This window comes from Spirillospora sp. NPDC000708, assembly GCF_040299565.1.
In the GTDB taxonomy this organism is placed as follows: Bacteria; Actinomycetota; Actinomycetes; order Streptosporangiales; family Streptosporangiaceae; genus Spirillospora.
In genome coordinates, this window is the sequence record NZ_JBEPCJ010000069.1 from 42,426 (window position 1) to 57,622 (window position 15,197).

Genomic DNA, 15,197 nt, shown 5'->3' on the forward strand with positions numbered 1-15,197 from the left:
GGACGGCGGGCCGGCCGGCGCCGGGTCACTCACACGTCGCGCCCTTCGCCGGGAGCAGCCCGTCCAGCAGGTAGGAGTCCACGACGCGGCGGACGCAGGCGTCGCCGGAGTCGTACGCGCCGTGCCCCTCCCCCTTGAGGGTGAGGAGCGCGGCGCCGCCGCCGAGCGACGCCACCAGCGCGGACGCCCACGCGTACGGGGTGGCGGGGTCGCCGGTGTTGCCGACGACCAGGATCGGCGCGGCGGTCGGCGCGGACACCTCGCGCGCGGCGTCGTCGCCCTTCACGGGCCACCCGGTGCACTGCAGCAGGCCCCACGCCATCGACGGCCCGAACACCGGTGACGCCTCGCGGAACCGCGGCATCAGCCGGCGGACGTCCGCGACGGTGTAGCGGTCGGCGCCGTCCGCGCAGGTGATCGCGGTGTTGGCGGCCGTGAGGTTGTCGTAGGCGCCGTTGGGCTTCCGGCCGTTCTGCAGGTCGGCGAGCATCAGCAGGAGCGTCCCGTCGTGGCGCTTGACGGCGTCCACGAGGCCCTGCGCGAGGTACGGCCACGCCTGCTTGCTGTAGAGGGCCGCCGCCGCGCCCGTGTCGCCGAGGCTCTGCGTGAGCACGCGGCCCCCGGACGTCTTGAGCGGTTTGCGGTCGAGCCCGGCGAGGATCTTCTCGGTGGCCGCCGCGACGGACGCGCCGTCGCCGCCGAGCGGGCACGCCTTCGGGCCGAGCCGGGCGCACGCCGCGCCGAAGTCGACCAGGGCGTGCTGGAACCCGGCGGCCTGCTGGAGGCCGAGCTCCGCGGTGGTCAGCCTCGTGTCGACGGCCCCGTCCAGCACGGCGCGCCCGACGTTGCCGGCGAACTGGTGCGCGTAGTTGCCGCCGAGCCACGTGCCGTAGGAGATCCCGAAGTAGTTCAGCTTCGGGTCGCCGACGGCGGCGCGGATCGCGTCCAGGTCGCGGGCGGCGTCGAGCGTCCCGACGTGGGGCAGCAGCCGTCCCGACGCGGCCTGGCACGCCTTGGCGTAGGACGCGCGCCGCGCCAGGTAGGCGGCCTCCTCGGCGGAGGTGTCGGGGGTGTCGTCCTCGGCGGTGATCTGGTCCATGGTCCGGTCGTCCACGCAGGTGACCGGGGCGCTGCGGCCGACGCCGCGCGGGTCGAAGCCGATCAGGTCGTAGCGGGCGTTGAGGGTCGCGTACTCGGACGCGGCCTGCGCGAGGGTGTCGACGCCGTCGCCGCCGGGGCCGCCGAAGTTGAACAGCAGCGAGCCGATCCGGCGGCCGGGGCCCGTCGCCGGGATCTTCAGCAGCGCGAGGTCGATCGTCCCCGAGGAGGGGGCGGCGCGGTCCAGGGGGACTTTCAGGGTCGCGCACCGGTACCGGGACTGCGAGGCGCCGGACTCGGAGGCGGGCAGGCCGGTGCAGCGCTTCCACGCCGGCTTCGGGACGGTGCCGTCCGTCACGGCGGCGGCCCGGAAGGCCGCCGCCCGGCCCGGGCGGTCCGTCCACCCGGAGCATGAGATCAGTCCGAAAGCGGCCAGCGTCGCCGTGCTTGCCGTCGCAATGCCGGGTATGGACCCGATCAAGGTCATTCGTCCCCCTGCTCGTTCGTGGGGGGCCGAACGTGATCTACCCATGGCCTCCTATGCTGATTCCTGATCAAGTTCACAGGCTCCGAACGGAGGCAGGACCCCGGCTCCCCCGGGGCCCCTCCCCCGAAAGTCCGGATGCCGCGTCAGGGTCGTACTACTCAGGTCTGAGACGAAGACCATTCGCGGCGGTGATCTCAAATGGGGGCCGCGAGGCGAAGATAGGTAACATGGCTCATTCCGCCCCCCCAGCAGCGCACCAAGGCCGGTCCGGCGCCGGCCGCGGTGAGCCGCGACGCAGCGCCGCGACGAGGCGGCCCAGGGTGCTCACGGCGCCGCCGGTGTGGCGCGAGCTGCTCCTGCTCGTGCTCTTCTACACGGGCTATACGCTCACGCGTATCGTCCTGGTTCAGGACGGCACCGGCGCGGCGTTCGCGCACGCCTACCAGATCCTGCACGCGGAGAAGCTGCTGGGCCTGGACGTGGAGCTGGGCCTGAACAAGACGCTGATCAACGTGCCGTGGCTGGCCCGCACCGCCAACATGTTCTACGCCACCATGCACTTCATCCTGACGGCGCTGGTCGTCGTCTGGCTGTACCGGTACCGGCCGCGGGAGTACCGCTGGCTGCGCACCGGGATCATGGCGGCGACCGCGCTCGCGCTGATCGGCTTCTGGCTCTACCCCCTCGCGCCGCCGCGGTTCCTGGACAGCGTCGGGTTCGTCGACCCGGTGACCGCGCTGCACTCCTTCGGGCTGTACTCCAGCGACGCGTCCGGCAGCCTCACCAACCAGTACGCGGCGATGCCGTCGATGCACGCCGGCTGGGCGCTGTGGTGCGGGTTCGTGCTGGTCAAGTTCGTCTCGCAGCGCTGGGCGAAGGTCCTCGGGGTGATCTACCCGGCCACCACCGTGTTCGTGATCCTGTCGACCGCCAACCACTACGTGCTGGACGCCGTGGTCGGGATGGCGCTGATCGGCGGGTCGCTCGGGATCGCCTGGCTCGCCTACACCCGCTGCCCGCAACCGGTCATCGACCTGCGGGACCGGGCCGTCCAGCGGATCCGGCACCCGCACGGCGCCCGCCGCGCCGACTCCGCCGCCGGCTCCCGCTGCTGACCCGCCCCCGCCGGGCGCCGGGCGCCGGTCACTCCGCGCCGTAGAAGACCCGGTCCACCACGGCGCGGGCGCGGCGGGCGTGCCGGCGGTAGTCCTCCAGCATGTCGCCCGTCCCCGGGTAGCCGAGGACGCGGGTGACGGCCGTGCGCTCCCGGTGGTGGTCGGTGGGCAGCAGGTCCGACGCCCGCCCCCGCACCAGCATGAGCGAGCCGCGGATCCGGGTCGCCAGGCACCACGCGTCCGTCAGCACCTCCGCGTCGCCGGGGTCGAGCAGCCCGGCCTCCGCCGCCGCCTCCAGCGCCGCGAGGGTCCGGGTGGTGCGCAGCGCCGGGACGTCGTGGGCATGCCGCATCTGCAGCAGCTGCGCCACCCACTCCACGTCCGACAGGCCGCCCGGCCCGAGCTTGATGTGCAGCCGCCGGTCGACGCCGCGCGGCAGCCGCTCGGACTCCATCCGCGCCTTCAGCCTCCTGATCTGCCGCAGCGCGTCGTCGCCGACGCCGTCCTCCGGCCAGCGGATCGGGTCGATCAGCGCGCGGAACCGCTCGCACAGCCCCGGGTCGCCGATGACGGGGTCGGCGCGCAGCAGCGCCTGCGCCTCCCACGGCTGCGACCAGCGCCGGTAGTACGCCTCGTACGAGGCGAGGGTGCGGACGAGCGGCCCCTGCCGTCCCTCCGGGCGCAGGTTCGGGTCGATCTCCAGCGGCGGGTCGGGCGCGGGCAGCGCGAGCAGCCGGCGCAGCTCCTCGGCGACGGCGTGCGCGGCGCGGCCGGCGGCCCGCTCGTCGGCGCCGGGGCACGGGTCGTGCACGAACATGACGTCGGCGTCGCTGCCGTAGCCGAGCTCGTGGCCGCCGAACCGGCCCATCGCGACCACCGCCATCCGGGTCGGCAGGGGCTCGCGCGCCTCCATCTCGATCTTGCTGACGGCGGCCCGCAGCGCGGCCTCGACCGTGACGGCGGCGATGTCGGTGAGGGCCTCGCCGACCGCCTCCACCTCGGCGAGGCCGAGCAGGTCGGCGACCGACACGCGGAACAGCTCGCGGCGGCGCAGCCCCCGCACGACCGCGACCGCCTCCTCCGCGGGCCCGCCGCCCTCGGCGTGCCGGCGGACCGCGGCGAGCATCTCGGCCCGCAGCGCCTCGAGGGGCCGGGGCGCCAGCCCGTCGGTGGTGCCGAGCAGCGCCACCGCCTCCGGGGCGCGCAGCAGCAGGTCGGTGGCGTACCGGCTGGACCCGAGCACCCACGCCATCCGCTCGGCGACCGTCACCTCGTCGCGCAGCAGCCGCAGGTACCAGGGGGTGGTGCCGAGCGCGTCGCTGACCTGCCGGAACCCCAGCAGCCCGGCGTCCGGGTCGGGGGCGTCGGCGAACCAGCCGAGCATCACCGGCAGCAGCGTCCGCTGGATCGCGGCGCGGCGCGACACGCCCGAGGTGAGCGCCTCGATGTGCCGGAGCGCGCCCGCGGGGTCGGCGTAGCCGAGCGCCTCCAGCCGCGTCCGGGCGGCCTCGGGGGTGAGCCGGGCCTCCTCTCCGGGGAGCCGCGCGACGGCGCGCAGCAGCGGCCGGTAGAACAGCTTCTCGTGGATGCGGCGGACCTCGCGGGCGTGCCGCCGCCACAGCGCGGTGAACTCGCCGACCGGGTCGGTGCGCAGGCCGAGGGCGCGGCCCAGCCGCCGCAGGTCCGCGTCGTCGTCGGGGACGAGGTGGGTGCGGCGCAGGTGGTGCAGCTGGATCAGGTGCTCGACGCGCCGCAGGAACCGGTACGCGGAGGTCAGCGCCGCCGCGTCGTCGCGCCCGACGTAGCCGCCCTGGGACAGCTCGGCGAGCGCGTCCAGGGTGTTCGGGCTGCGCAGCGTGTCGTCGGCGCGGCCGTGCACGAGCTGCAGCAGCTGCACCGCGAACTCGACGTCGCGCAGCCCGCCGGGGCCGAGCTTGAGCTGCCGCTCGGAGTCGCCGCTGCGGCGGTCCAGGTCCTTCTCGACGCGGCGCCGCATGTCCTGGACGTCCTGGACGAAGCCCTCGCCCTCGGCGGCCTGCCAGACGATCGGGGTGATCGCCTCCATGTAGCGGGCGCCGAGCCCCGCGTCCCCGGCGACGGGACGGGCCTTCAGCAGCGCCTGGAACTCCCAGGTCTTGGCCCACCGCTCGTAGTAGGCGCGGTGGCTGGCGAGGGTCCGCACCAGCGGGCCGGCCTTGCCCTCGGGCCGCAGCGCCGCGTCCACGTCCCAGAGGGCGCCCTCCTCCGTCGAGGCCGAGCAGGCCCGCATCATCGCCGAGGCCAGCCGGGTCGCGGTGCGCAGCGCGGCGTCCTCGTCCTCGCCCTCGCACGCCTCCGCCACGAAGATCACGTCGACGTCGCTGACGTAGTTGAGCTCGCGGCCGCCGCACTTGCCCATGCCGATCACCGCGAGCCGGCAGGCGGCGTGCCCGCCGACCTCGGCGCGGGCGACCGCCAGGCCCGCCTCCAGCGCGGCGGCGGCGAGGTCGGCCAGCTCGGCGGCGACCTCGGCGACGTCCGCGACGCCGATCAGGTCGCGGCCCGCCAGCGACAGCAGCCGCGCCCGGTACGCGGCGCGCAGCGCGACGAGCGTCTCGGGGCCCGCGCCGGACGCCACCGGGGCCTCGGCGGCCGGGTCGGCGCCCACCGCCTCCAGCAGCGCCGTGCGCAGCGCGCCCGCGGACGGGCGCTCCGGCTCGCCGGGCGCGCCGTCGTCGCGCAGGACCCGCCAGTGCTCGGGATGCCGGACGAGGTGGTCGCCGAGGGCGTCGCTGACCCCGAGGACGGCGGCGACCCGCTCCCGGGTGCCCGGCTCGGCGCGCAGCGCGGCGCGCAGGTCCGCGCCGGCGCCGCGCTCGTCCGCCGACGCGAGCACGCGCAGCAGCCCGTTCAGCGCGAGATCGGGGTCGGCGGTGCCGCCGAGGGCGTCGAGGAGATCGTCACCGATCCCCGCCCCGGCGTCCCGCTCGGCCTCCAGCAGCAGCCGCTCGGCCCGCCCGGCGTCGGTGAACCCGAGCCGCGCGAGCCGGCCGGCGAGAGAGGGACGGCGACGGTCGGTGGTCCACGGCTCGCTCACGTTCCAACCGTATTCCGGTCAGAGCACCGCCAGCAGCCTCTTGCGCTCGAACTCGGTGACTTGTCGCCGGTAGTCCTCCCATTCCTGGCGCTTGTTGCGCAGGAAGAAGTCGAACACGTGCTCGCCGAGGACGTCCGCCATCAGCTCGCTGCGCTCCATCGCGCGGACGGCCTCGTCCAGGTTCTGCGGCAGCGGCTCGATGCCGAGCGCGCGCCGCTCGGCCGGGGTGAGCGCCCAGACGTCGTCCTCGGCGCCCTGCGGCAGCTCGTAGCCCTCCTCGATGCCCTTGAGGCCGGCGCCGAGGATCGCCGCGAACGCCAGGTAGGGGTTGGCGGCGGTGTCCAGCGACCGGAACTCGATGCGGGTCGAGTGGCCCTTGTGCGGCTTGTACATCGGCACGCGGACGAGCGCCGACCGGTTGTTGTGGCCCCAGCAGATGTAGGACGGGGCCTCTCCCCCGGCGCCCGCCGCGGAGCCGACGTTGCCCCACAGCCGCTTGTAGGAGTTCACCCACTGGTTGCAGACCGCGGTGATCTCGGCGGAGTGCCGCAGCAGGCCCGCGATGAACGCGCGGCCGACCTTGGAGAGCTTGAACTCCGCGCCGGGCTCGTAGAACGCGTTGCGGTCGCCCTCGAACAGCGACATGTGGGTGTGCATGCCGGAGCCCGGGTGCTCGGTGAACGGCTTCGGCATGAACGTGGCGTGCACGCCCTGGTCGAGCGCGACCTCCTTCATCACCAGCCGGAACGTCATGATGTTGTCGGCGGTGGTGAGCGCGTCGGCGTACCGCAGGTCGATCTCCTGCTGGCCGGGGGCGCCCTCGTGGTGGCTGAACTCCACCGAGATGCCCATGGACTCCAGCATCATGATCGCGTTGCGCCGGAAGTCGTGCGCCGCGCTGTGCGGGGTGTGGTCGAAGTACCCGCCCGCGTCCGCCGGGTCGGGTTCGCGGCCGTCCTCCGGCTTGTCGTTGAGCAGGAAGAACTCGATCTCGGGGTGGGTGTAGAAGGTGAACCCGAGGTCGGCGGCGCGGGCCAGCGCCCGCTTGAGCACGTACCGCGGGTCGGCGAAGCTCGGCGTGCCGTCCGGCATCAGGATGTCGCAGAACATCCGGCCGACGCCGGGCGACTCCGAGCGCCACGGCAGCACCTGGAACGTGGACGGGTCCGGCTTGGCGATCATGTCGGCCTCGTACACGCGGGCGAAGCCCTCGATCGCCGACCCGTCGAAGCCGATCCCCTCGCCGAAGGCGCCCTCCAGTTCGGCGGGCGCCACGGCCACCGACTTGAGGAACCCGAGCACGTCGGTGAACCACAGCCGGATGAAGCGGATGTCCCGCTCCTCCAGCGTGCGGAGCACGAACTCCTGCTGACGGTCCAAAGCCCTCTCCCTCGGTGACGCGGTGCCGGCCGACTCGTCCGGCCCGACCTGCAGTATGCCCGGACGCTGTTACCGCGACGTTACGCGTTCGCCCCGTCAGACCCGAACTTATCCGACGGAACGGAGCCTTCCACCCGGGCGGCCGCCGGATCGAGAACCCGGGACAGGAAGGCCCGGGTCCGCTCGTGCTCCGGATCGGCGATCAACCGGGACGGCGGGCCCTCCTCGACGACCACGCCGCCGTCCATGAACACCACCCGGTCGGCGACCTCGCGGGCGAACGACATCTCGTGCGTGACGACGAGCATGGTCATCCCGGTCTCGGCGAGACCCCGCATGACGCCGAGCACGTCGCCGACGAGCTCGGGGTCCAGCGCGGACGTCGGCTCGTCGAACAGCATCACCTCGGGGCCCATCGCCAGCGCGCGGGCGATCGCCACGCGCTGCTGCTGCCCGCCGGACAGCTTGGCGGGGTAGGCGTCCACCTTGTCGGCGAGCCCGACCCGCTCCAGGTTCCGCCGGGCGATCCGCTCGGCCTCCGCCTTGTCCCGCTTGAGCACCTTGCGTTGCGCGATCGTGACGTTGCCGAGCGCGGTCAGGTGCGGGAACAGGTTGAACGACTGGAACACCATGCCGATCCGGCGGCGCACGGCGTCGATGTCGACGTCCGGGTCGGTGACCTCCACGCCGCCGACCCGGACCGTCCCCGCGGTCGGCTCCTCCAGCAGGTTCACGCAGCGCAGCAGCGTCGACTTGCCCGACCCGGACGGGCCGATGACGCACACCACCTCGCCGCGCTCCACGTGGAAGTCGATGCCGCGCAGCACCTCGTTCGCGCCGAACGACTTGCGCAGCCCGCTGATCTCGACGGCCCGGCCGGTGCCGCCCGGCGCGTCCGCGCCCTGGTCCAGGACCGTCATCGCTGCTCCCTGCGCTGCCGCGCCTCCAGCCGCCGGGCCAGCAGGCTCAGCGGGATGGTGATGATCAGATAGCAGATGCCCGCCACGATGATCGGCGTGGTGTTGCCCTGCTGGCCGGCGAGGTCCCGGCCGAACTTGGTGAGCTCGCGCTGCTCCAGTGTGATGCCGAGGAACAGCACCAGCGAGGAGTCCTTGCACAGCAGCACCAGCTCGTTGGTGAGCGGCGGGATGATGATCCGGAACGCCTGCGGCAGGATGATCGACCGCATCGCCCGGGCCTGCGACATGCCGAGCGAGCGCGCCGCCTCCAGCTGCCCCCTCGGGACGGCCTCGATGCCGGCCCGGATCGTCTCGGCCATGTACGCGGCGGCGGCCAGCCCGAGCGCGAGGCCCGCCTGCCCGACCGCGCCGCCCGGGATGTTCGTGCCGGGGAACGCCAGCGGCACGCCGACGCCGACGAAGATGAAGATCAGCAGCAGCGGCAGGCCGCGGAAGATCTCGATGTAGGCCGTCGCGAACCAGCGGTAGGGCAGCACCGGCGACAGCCGCATCAGCGCGATGACCAGGCCCAGCACCAGCCCGATGCCGAACCCGACCGCGGTGTAGGTGGCGGTGTTGCGCAGCCCGACGGTGATGATGTCCGGGAACAGGGCCTTGGCGACCCGCCAGTTGGCGAAGTTCGTGTGCAGCTGCGACCAGTTCGCCAGGGACGCGACCAGCACCACGACGACGATGAACAGCCCGTACTGGCCGCCGAGCGACGCCCGCCGGCGGGCCCGGCGGGACAGCCCGCCAGGCGCCGCCACGGACGTCACCTGCTCCGCGGTCACGACGGCTTACCCGCCGCGGCCGGCATCGGACCGATCCACTTCTCGTAGATCTTCTTGTAGGTGCCGTCCTGCTTCGCCTGCTCGATCGCCTGGTTCGTCAGCTCGACGAGCTTCTTGTTGTAGTTCTTGCGGATCCAGAACCCGTACTGCTCGCCGGTGTTGAGGTTGGCGACGATCTCGTACTTGCTGTTCGCCGGGTCCTTCAGCCAGCCCTTGACGACCGGGTCGTCCTGCACGATCACGTCCACCTGGCCGGTCCGCAGCCCGTCCAGCTCGGCGTTGGAGTTGTCGAAGGACGACGGGTCGAAGCCCTTGCCCTTGACGAAGTCCTCGCCGGTGGTGCTCGCCTGCGAGCCGAGCTTCAGCTTGCGGGCCTTGACGTCGTCCAGGCTCGTGATGCCGCTGCCCTTCTTCGCCATCAGCGACTGGGTGGCGTCGAAGTACGGCTCGGAGACGTCCATGAACTGGACCCGGTCCGGCTTGATCGTCATGCCGCCCATGACGATGTCGCACTTGCCGGCGTTGAGCGCCGCGCCCGTCTTCATCGTCTCGAACGGGGTGTCGACGACCTTCTGCGTCACGCCCAGCTTCTTGGCGACGAGGTCGATCATGTCGACGTCGAAGCCGACCACCTTGCCGCCCTGCTCCACCTGGAACGGCGGGTAGGGCAGGTGGGTGCACGACGTCAGCGCGCCCTTCTTGATGAGCTTGACGCCCTGCACGGTCGCGCCGTCGCCGCCGCCGCACGCCGAAGCGGTCAGCGCAAGGGCGGCGACGCCCGCGCCCAGTGCCCACCGTGTGGTCCGTCTGGACACGTTTCCTCCTGAGTCGAGCTCTTCGCGATCACCGAACTATGCCATGCCGGGCCGGGCGCCCGGCATACCCCACGCTGACCCTCCGCGTCCGGCGTTTCCCGAGAATTGACGTTGCGATCATGGTTCCGCCGGACGTTGATCATTAACGTGGGCCGTGTCGTGGACATCTCTCTTCTTCTCTCGATGAGCGACCGGGCCGCCGCGCTGGCCGCCCCGTCGGCCATGCACCCGGAGTCCTGGCAGCTGGGCGCGCAGGTGGAGGCCTGGGCGCGCGGCCGCGGCCTGGTGCTCGGAGATCCGGACACCTCGCCGCTCGGCCGCGCCCGCTGCGAGCGACTGGCCGCCCGCGTCTTCCCGGACGCGGAGCTGGCCGCCGTCGACCTGTTCGCGCGCTGGCTCACCTGGGCGCTCGCGCTGGACGACACCCTCGACCATCCGCCGCTCGCCGACAGCGGCAGCGCCGTGCACGCCCTGTACGACGACCTGCTGCGCGCGATGCGGCGCGGCCACGCCCGGCCCGGCGCCCGTCCGCTGGAGTCGGCGCTGGTCGAGCTCTGGCAGGCCACGTCCAAGGGCATGAGCCGGGACTGGCGGCGCCGCTTCATCCTGCAGCTGGAGGCGCACCGCGACGGCTGCGCGGAGGAGGCCGTCAACCGGCGCATCCGGCACGTCCCGACGCCGGCGGAGTTCCCGGCGCTGCGCCGCCGGGCCTGCGGGCCGTTCCTGTACGACCTCGTCGAGCCGGTGCTCGGCGTCGAGCTGCCCGCGCGGCTGCTGCGCACGCCCCGCTGGCTGACGGTCGCCGAGAGCGTCGCCGACGTCGTCGCCTGGTCCAACGACCTCGCGTCGTACGAGATGGAGACGGCCCGGGGCGACGTGCACGGCCTGCCCGCCGTCCTCGCGGCGGCCCACCGCCTGACGCCGGAGCAGGCGGCCACGGTGGTCACCGAACGGATCGCGGGGCGGCTGGAGCAGGCGTGGAAGGCGGCCCGGCGGCTGCCCGAGATGCTCGACCGGCTGCAGCTGACGGTCGCGCAGCGCGCCGCCGCCGCGCAGGTCGTCAAGGTCCTCCTGGACACCCCGCGCGCGCACATGGACTGGCTCGCCGAGTCCGGCCGCTACGAGTCCGCCGCACCCGCCCAGCTCCGCCTCGACGCCCTCGCCTCGCTCCGCTGACCTTCCGCTGACCTTCCGCGGGTCAACGCTGGGCGGGTGCGGCCAGGGCGTCGCCGGAGGGCGTGCGGGCGTAGAGGACGCGGCGGCCGAGGCGGTGGCCGGTGACCAGGCCGCACGCGCGGAGGACGCCGAGGTGCTGGCTGACCGCTCCGGCCGTGACGCCCATCCGCGCGGCCAGCTCCGTCGTGGACGCGGGCGTGGCGAGCGCGGTGAGCAGCTCGGCGCGGCGCCGCCCGATCAGCGCGGCGAGCGCGTGCGAGCCCGCTCCCTGGTCGCGGCCGGTCTCCCACAGCGTCCCGACGCCGTTCGGCGGGTAGCTGAGCATCGGCTGGTAGGGCGGCACCATCACCGACACGTTCGGCCACACGAACGCGCTCGGGACCAGCAGCAGGCCGCGGCCCAGCAGCTCGCCGCGGAACTCCCACCGCCGGTCGACCCTGAGGGTCCCGGAACGCCACGAGACGTCGTCGTGCAGGTCGCCGAACACCCCGGCGGTGCCGTGCGCCGCGAGGGCGCGGGCGCGGCGCAGGATGTCCCCTTCGAGGAGGTCGCGCAGCCGCGGCCAGTACGGCTCGACGGCCGCGGCCCAGTACCGCTCCAGCAGGCCGACGAGGGTCTCCAGGGTGCGTTCGGGCTCGGCCGCCATCGCCAGGCGCTCGGGCCCGGCCCGGTTGCCGCGCTCGGTCCACCGCAGCTCGGCGGCGACGACCTCCGGCGGCGTGCTCCGGACGATCTCCAGCTCGGCGTCCAGGTCGGGCAGCGGCGTCCCCGGCGGCGGCGTGAGGAAGTCGGGGATGTAGCCCCATGCCGGGACGGCCGCCATCAGCGGCGCCATGTCGAGGCCGCGCAGCCGGGGCCGGACGCCGTGCACCCACGGCAGGTGCAGGGCGTGCCCGGACGGGTCGGCGAGCACCCGCACGCTGCGCACCAGCTCCAGCAGCGGCGAGAACGCGAACCGGACGCGGGCGGCGTCGTCCGGCGCGAACACGAACTCGATCACGGCGCGAACCCGATCACGGCACGACCTCGGTCATTTAGCCCAGACTAAATCAATGCCGCGGTCCGCGGCGTTCGCGGACCATCGTGCAAGTGACCACATTGGACGACACTCCTGTCGGTCCCGCGCCGGGCCGCATCGCGGCGTTCTTGCGGCCCCGCGTCGGCGGCCTCCCCCGGACGTTCTGGGTGCTGTGGGCGGGCTCCCTGCTCAACCGGCTCGGCACGATGGTCGAGCCGTTCCTCGGCCTGTACCTGACCACGGCGCGGGGCCTGTCGCTCGGGCAGGCGGGCGCCGTGATGGCCGTGCTCGGCGCCGGCTCGTTCGCCGGGCAGCTCGCGGGCGGCGCGCTCGCCGACCGGCTCGGCCGGCGCGCGACGCTGACCTGCGCGACCGTCGGCACGGGCGCGGCGATGCTGGCGCTCGGCTACGCGCACGGGATCGCGGCGATCATCGTGGCGGCGCTCGTCCTCGGCCTGCTCCTCGACATGTACCGGCCCGCGGCCCAGGCGATGGTCGCCGACATCATCTCCCCGGCGGAGCGGCCTCGCGCGTTCGGGCTGCTGTTCTGGGCGGTCAACCTCGGCTGGGCGTTCTCGATGGTGCTCGGCGGCACCCTCGCCCGCGAGGGCTTCCAGCTGCTGTTCTGGATCGACGCCGCCACCTGCACCGCGTTCGGGCTGCTGGTGTGGCGCGCCGTCCCGGAGACCCGGGTGCGCGGCGCCGGCCGCGACGACGGGCCCGGCGGGTTCGTCCGGGTGCTGCGCGACCGGGTCATGGTCGGCTACGCGACGGTCTTGCTCTGCTACACGTTCGTGCTCATGCAGGGCATGACCACGATGCCGCTCGCGATGAAGGAGGCGGGGCTCGGGCCGCAGGACTACGGCATCGCCATCGCCGCCAACGGCGTGCTGATCATCATCGTCCAGCCGCTGGTCAACGCGTGGCTGAGCCGGCGCGACCACAGCCTGGTGATGGTGGCCGGGTTCACGCTGGTCGGCGCGGGCTACGGGCTGACCGCGCTGGCGTCCTCGGTACCCGGCTTCACCGCGACGATCCTGGTCTGGACGCTCGGCGAGATCACCGCCGCGTCCGTGCTGCAGGCCGTCGTCGCCGATCTCGCGCCGCCGCACCTGCGCGGCCGCTACAGCGGCCTGTACGGGATGGCGTGGTCGGGCGGGTTCCTGCTGGCGCCGCTCGGCGGCACCCAGCTGCTCGGCGCCGGCGGGCCCGCACTGCTCTGGCTGAGCTGCACGGGCCTGGCGCTCGCCGCCGCCGCCGGGCAGCTCGCGCTGGCGCCGGCGATCCGGCGGCGCCGCGCCGCGGTGATCGAGCCCACCTTTTCGTCATAGTGACGAAACCAGGGGCGCCGAACTAGGCTGGTCCCGTGGCACAGCTCAGGATCGCGCTCGCGCAGGTGAACCCGACCGTCGGCGACCTCGGCGGCAACGCCGACCTGATCGTGGAATGGACCGCGCGCGCCGCCGCCGCGGGCGCCCACCTGGTCGCGTTCCCGGAGATGATGCTCACCGGATACCCGGTCGAGGACCTCGCCCTCCGCGGCTCCTTCGTCGAGGCGTCCCGCCGCGCCCTGGAACGCGTCGCCGCCCGGCTCGCCGACGAGGGCCTCGGCGACCTCCCCGTCGTCACCGGCCACCTCGACCGCCCGCCCGTCGGCCTCGTCCGCGCCGGGCAGCCGTCCGGCCTGCCGCTGAACGCCGCCGCCTGGCTGCACGGCGGCGAGGTCCCCGTCCGGTCCGCCAAGCACCACCTCCCCAATTACGGGGTGTTCGACGAGTACCGCGTCTTCGTCCGCGGCGACCGGCTCCCCGTCGTCCGTGTCCACGGCGTCGACGTCGCCACCGCCATCTGCGAGGACCTCTGGCAGGACGGCGGGCCCGTCAGCGTCACCGGCGAGGCCGGCGCCGGGCTCCTGCTCGTCCTCAACGCCTCCCCTTACGAGCGCGACAAGGACGACGTCCGCCTCGACCTGTGCGCCAGCCGCGCCCGCGAGGCGGGCTGCACGCTCGCCTACGTCAACATGGTCGGCGGCCAGGACGAGCTCGTCTTCGACGGCGACTCCGTCATCGTCGGCCCGGACGGCTCGCTGCTCGCGCGCGCCCCCCAGTTCGTCGAGCACCTGCTCGTCGCCGACCTCGCGCTGCCCGCCGCCGACCCCGCCGCCGAGCCCGGCCGCTCCCCGGTCGACGCCCACGACGGCACGACCATCACCATCGACCGGCTCGCGCTGTCCGCCGACCCGCTGCCCGCCTACCCCGTCGAGCCGCAGACCGTCGCCGAGCCCCTCGACGCCCTGGCCGAGATCTACGCCGCACTGGTCCTCGGCACCCGCGACTACGTCCGCAAGAACGGCTTCCGCTCCGTCATCCTCGGGCTGTCCGGCGGCATCGACTCCGCCCTCGTCGCCACCATCGCCTCCGACGCCATCGGCCCGGAGAACGTGCACGCGGTCCTGCTGCCGAGCCGCTACTCCTCCGAGGGCTCCGTCACCGACGCCGAGGACCTCGTCAAGCGGCAGGGGATCGGCTCCCGGATCGTGCCGATCGCCGGGATGGTCGAGGCGTTCGAGGCCGAGCTGGACCTGCACGGCCTCGCCGCCGAGAACCTCCAGGCCCGCATCCGCGCGAACGTCTGGATGGGGCTGTCCAACGAGCACGGCCACCTCGTCCTGACCGGCGGCAACAAGAGCGAGCTCGCCACCGGCTACTCCACCCTCTACGGCGACTCCGCGGGCGGCTTCGGCCCCATCAAGGACGTCTTCAAGACCACCGTGTGGGACCTCGCCCGCTGGCGCAACGCCCAGGCCGGCGTCGACCTGCCGTTCCTGCACCCGTTCGCGCAGGAGCCGATCCCGCGGGTGATCATCGACAAGGAGCCGTCCGCCGAGCTGCGCCCCGGCCAGCGCGACAGCGACAGCCTCCCCGACTACTCCGTCCTCGACCCGCTCCTCGCCGACTACGTCGAGCACGACATGGGCCGCGACGCCCTCCTCGCCGCCGGCCACGACCCCGCCCTCGTCGACCGCGTCATCCGCCTCGTCGACCTCGCCGAGTACAAGCGCCGCCAGTACCCGCCCGGCCCCAAGATCACCCCGAAGAACTTCGGCCGCGACCGCCGCCTCCCCATCACCACCCGCTGGCGAGAGAACTGATACTCCCAGGGGGGCGACCCCCTGGAACCCCCGTCACGACCGACAGGCCGTTTCCCGCTCCGCTAGCGCTCCGCGCGAAACGGGCTGGGGGTAGGCGGGCAGGCCCGCGGCCGACGGGGGCCACGCGCAGC

General features: G+C 73.7%; 11 protein-coding genes. 4 read left to right on the forward strand and 7 right to left on the reverse strand.

Going from position 1 to position 15,197, the window contains the following annotated elements; all coding sequences use genetic code 11:
* Window positions 1-25 precede the first annotated feature (25 nt).
* Window positions 26-1,456, reverse strand: a complete 1,431-nt coding sequence (locus ABT299_RS36750; RefSeq protein WP_500253552.1) for an alpha/beta hydrolase — start codon at window positions 1,454-1,456, stop codon at window positions 26-28.
* Between the two features lie 449 nt (window positions 1,457-1,905).
* Here ABT299_RS36750 and ABT299_RS36755 point away from each other — a divergent pair, with 449 nt between their 5' ends.
* Window positions 1,906-2,700, forward strand: a complete 795-nt coding sequence (locus ABT299_RS36755; protein WP_347256977.1) for a phosphatase PAP2 family protein — start codon at window positions 1,906-1,908, stop codon at window positions 2,698-2,700.
* A 28-nt stretch (window positions 2,701-2,728) separates the two neighbouring features.
* On the opposite strand, the gene ABT299_RS36760 is transcribed toward ABT299_RS36755, so the two are convergent.
* From ABT299_RS36760 to ABT299_RS36780, 5 genes are all read right to left on the reverse strand, one after another.
* Window positions 2,729-5,776: a bifunctional [glutamine synthetase] adenylyltransferase/[glutamine synthetase]-adenylyl-L-tyrosine phosphorylase gene (locus ABT299_RS36760; protein WP_190864336.1), complete on the reverse strand. Its 3,048-nt coding sequence runs from the start codon at window positions 5,774-5,776 to the stop codon at window positions 2,729-2,731.
* An 18-nt stretch (window positions 5,777-5,794) separates the two neighbouring features.
* Window positions 5,795-7,156, reverse strand: coding sequence for a gamma-glutamylpolyamine synthetase GlnA2 (gene glnA2, locus ABT299_RS36765; protein WP_190864334.1), 1,362 nt, complete (start codon window positions 7,154-7,156; stop codon window positions 5,795-5,797).
* Window positions 7,157-7,236: 80 nt separating this feature from the next.
* Window positions 7,237-8,076, reverse strand: coding sequence for an amino acid ABC transporter ATP-binding protein (locus ABT299_RS36770; protein ID WP_500253553.1), 840 nt, complete (start codon window positions 8,074-8,076; stop codon window positions 7,237-7,239).
* Complete coding sequence (locus ABT299_RS36775) at window positions 8,073-8,906, reverse strand: amino acid ABC transporter permease (protein ID WP_500253554.1); 834 nt, start codon at window positions 8,904-8,906, stop codon at window positions 8,073-8,075. Before ABT299_RS36775 ends, ABT299_RS36770 begins: the two co-directional genes overlap by 4 nt.
* Window positions 8,903-9,721, reverse strand: coding sequence for a transporter substrate-binding domain-containing protein (locus tag ABT299_RS36780; RefSeq protein ID WP_387028856.1), 819 nt, complete (start codon window positions 9,719-9,721; stop codon window positions 8,903-8,905). The genes ABT299_RS36775 and ABT299_RS36780 overlap by 4 nt, the downstream gene beginning before the upstream one ends.
* 183 nt (window positions 9,722-9,904) lie before the next feature.
* Between ABT299_RS36780 and ABT299_RS36785 the strand changes: the two genes are divergently transcribed.
* Window positions 9,905-10,897: a terpene synthase family protein gene (locus ABT299_RS36785; RefSeq protein WP_387028854.1), complete on the forward strand. Its 993-nt coding sequence runs from the start codon at window positions 9,905-9,907 to the stop codon at window positions 10,895-10,897.
* A gap of 22 nt (window positions 10,898-10,919) precedes the next feature.
* On the opposite strand, the gene ABT299_RS36790 is transcribed toward ABT299_RS36785, so the two are convergent.
* Complete coding sequence (locus ABT299_RS36790) at window positions 10,920-11,897, reverse strand: DUF5937 family protein (RefSeq protein WP_190864323.1); 978 nt, start codon at window positions 11,895-11,897, stop codon at window positions 10,920-10,922.
* A gap of 89 nt (window positions 11,898-11,986) precedes the next feature.
* Between ABT299_RS36790 and ABT299_RS36795 the strand changes: the two genes are divergently transcribed.
* Entirely contained in the window at window positions 11,987-13,246 is a 1,260-nt protein-coding gene (locus ABT299_RS36795) for an MDR family MFS transporter (RefSeq protein WP_500253555.1), read from the forward strand.
* Window positions 13,247-13,281: 35 nt separating this feature from the next.
* Window positions 13,282-15,066, forward strand: a complete 1,785-nt coding sequence (locus ABT299_RS36800; RefSeq protein ID WP_500253556.1) for an NAD+ synthase — start codon at window positions 13,282-13,284, stop codon at window positions 15,064-15,066.
* Window positions 15,067-15,197: the final 131 nt, after the last annotated feature.

Coding starts and splice junctions, on each gene's coding strand:
- ABT299_RS36770 (WP_500253553.1), bottom strand. CDS start 8,076: ATGACGGTCCTGGACCAGGGCGCGGACGCGCCGGGCGGCACCGGCCGG.
- ABT299_RS36785 (WP_387028854.1), top strand. CDS start 9,905: ATGAGCGACCGGGCCGCCGCGCTGGCCGCCCCGTCGGCCATGCACCCG.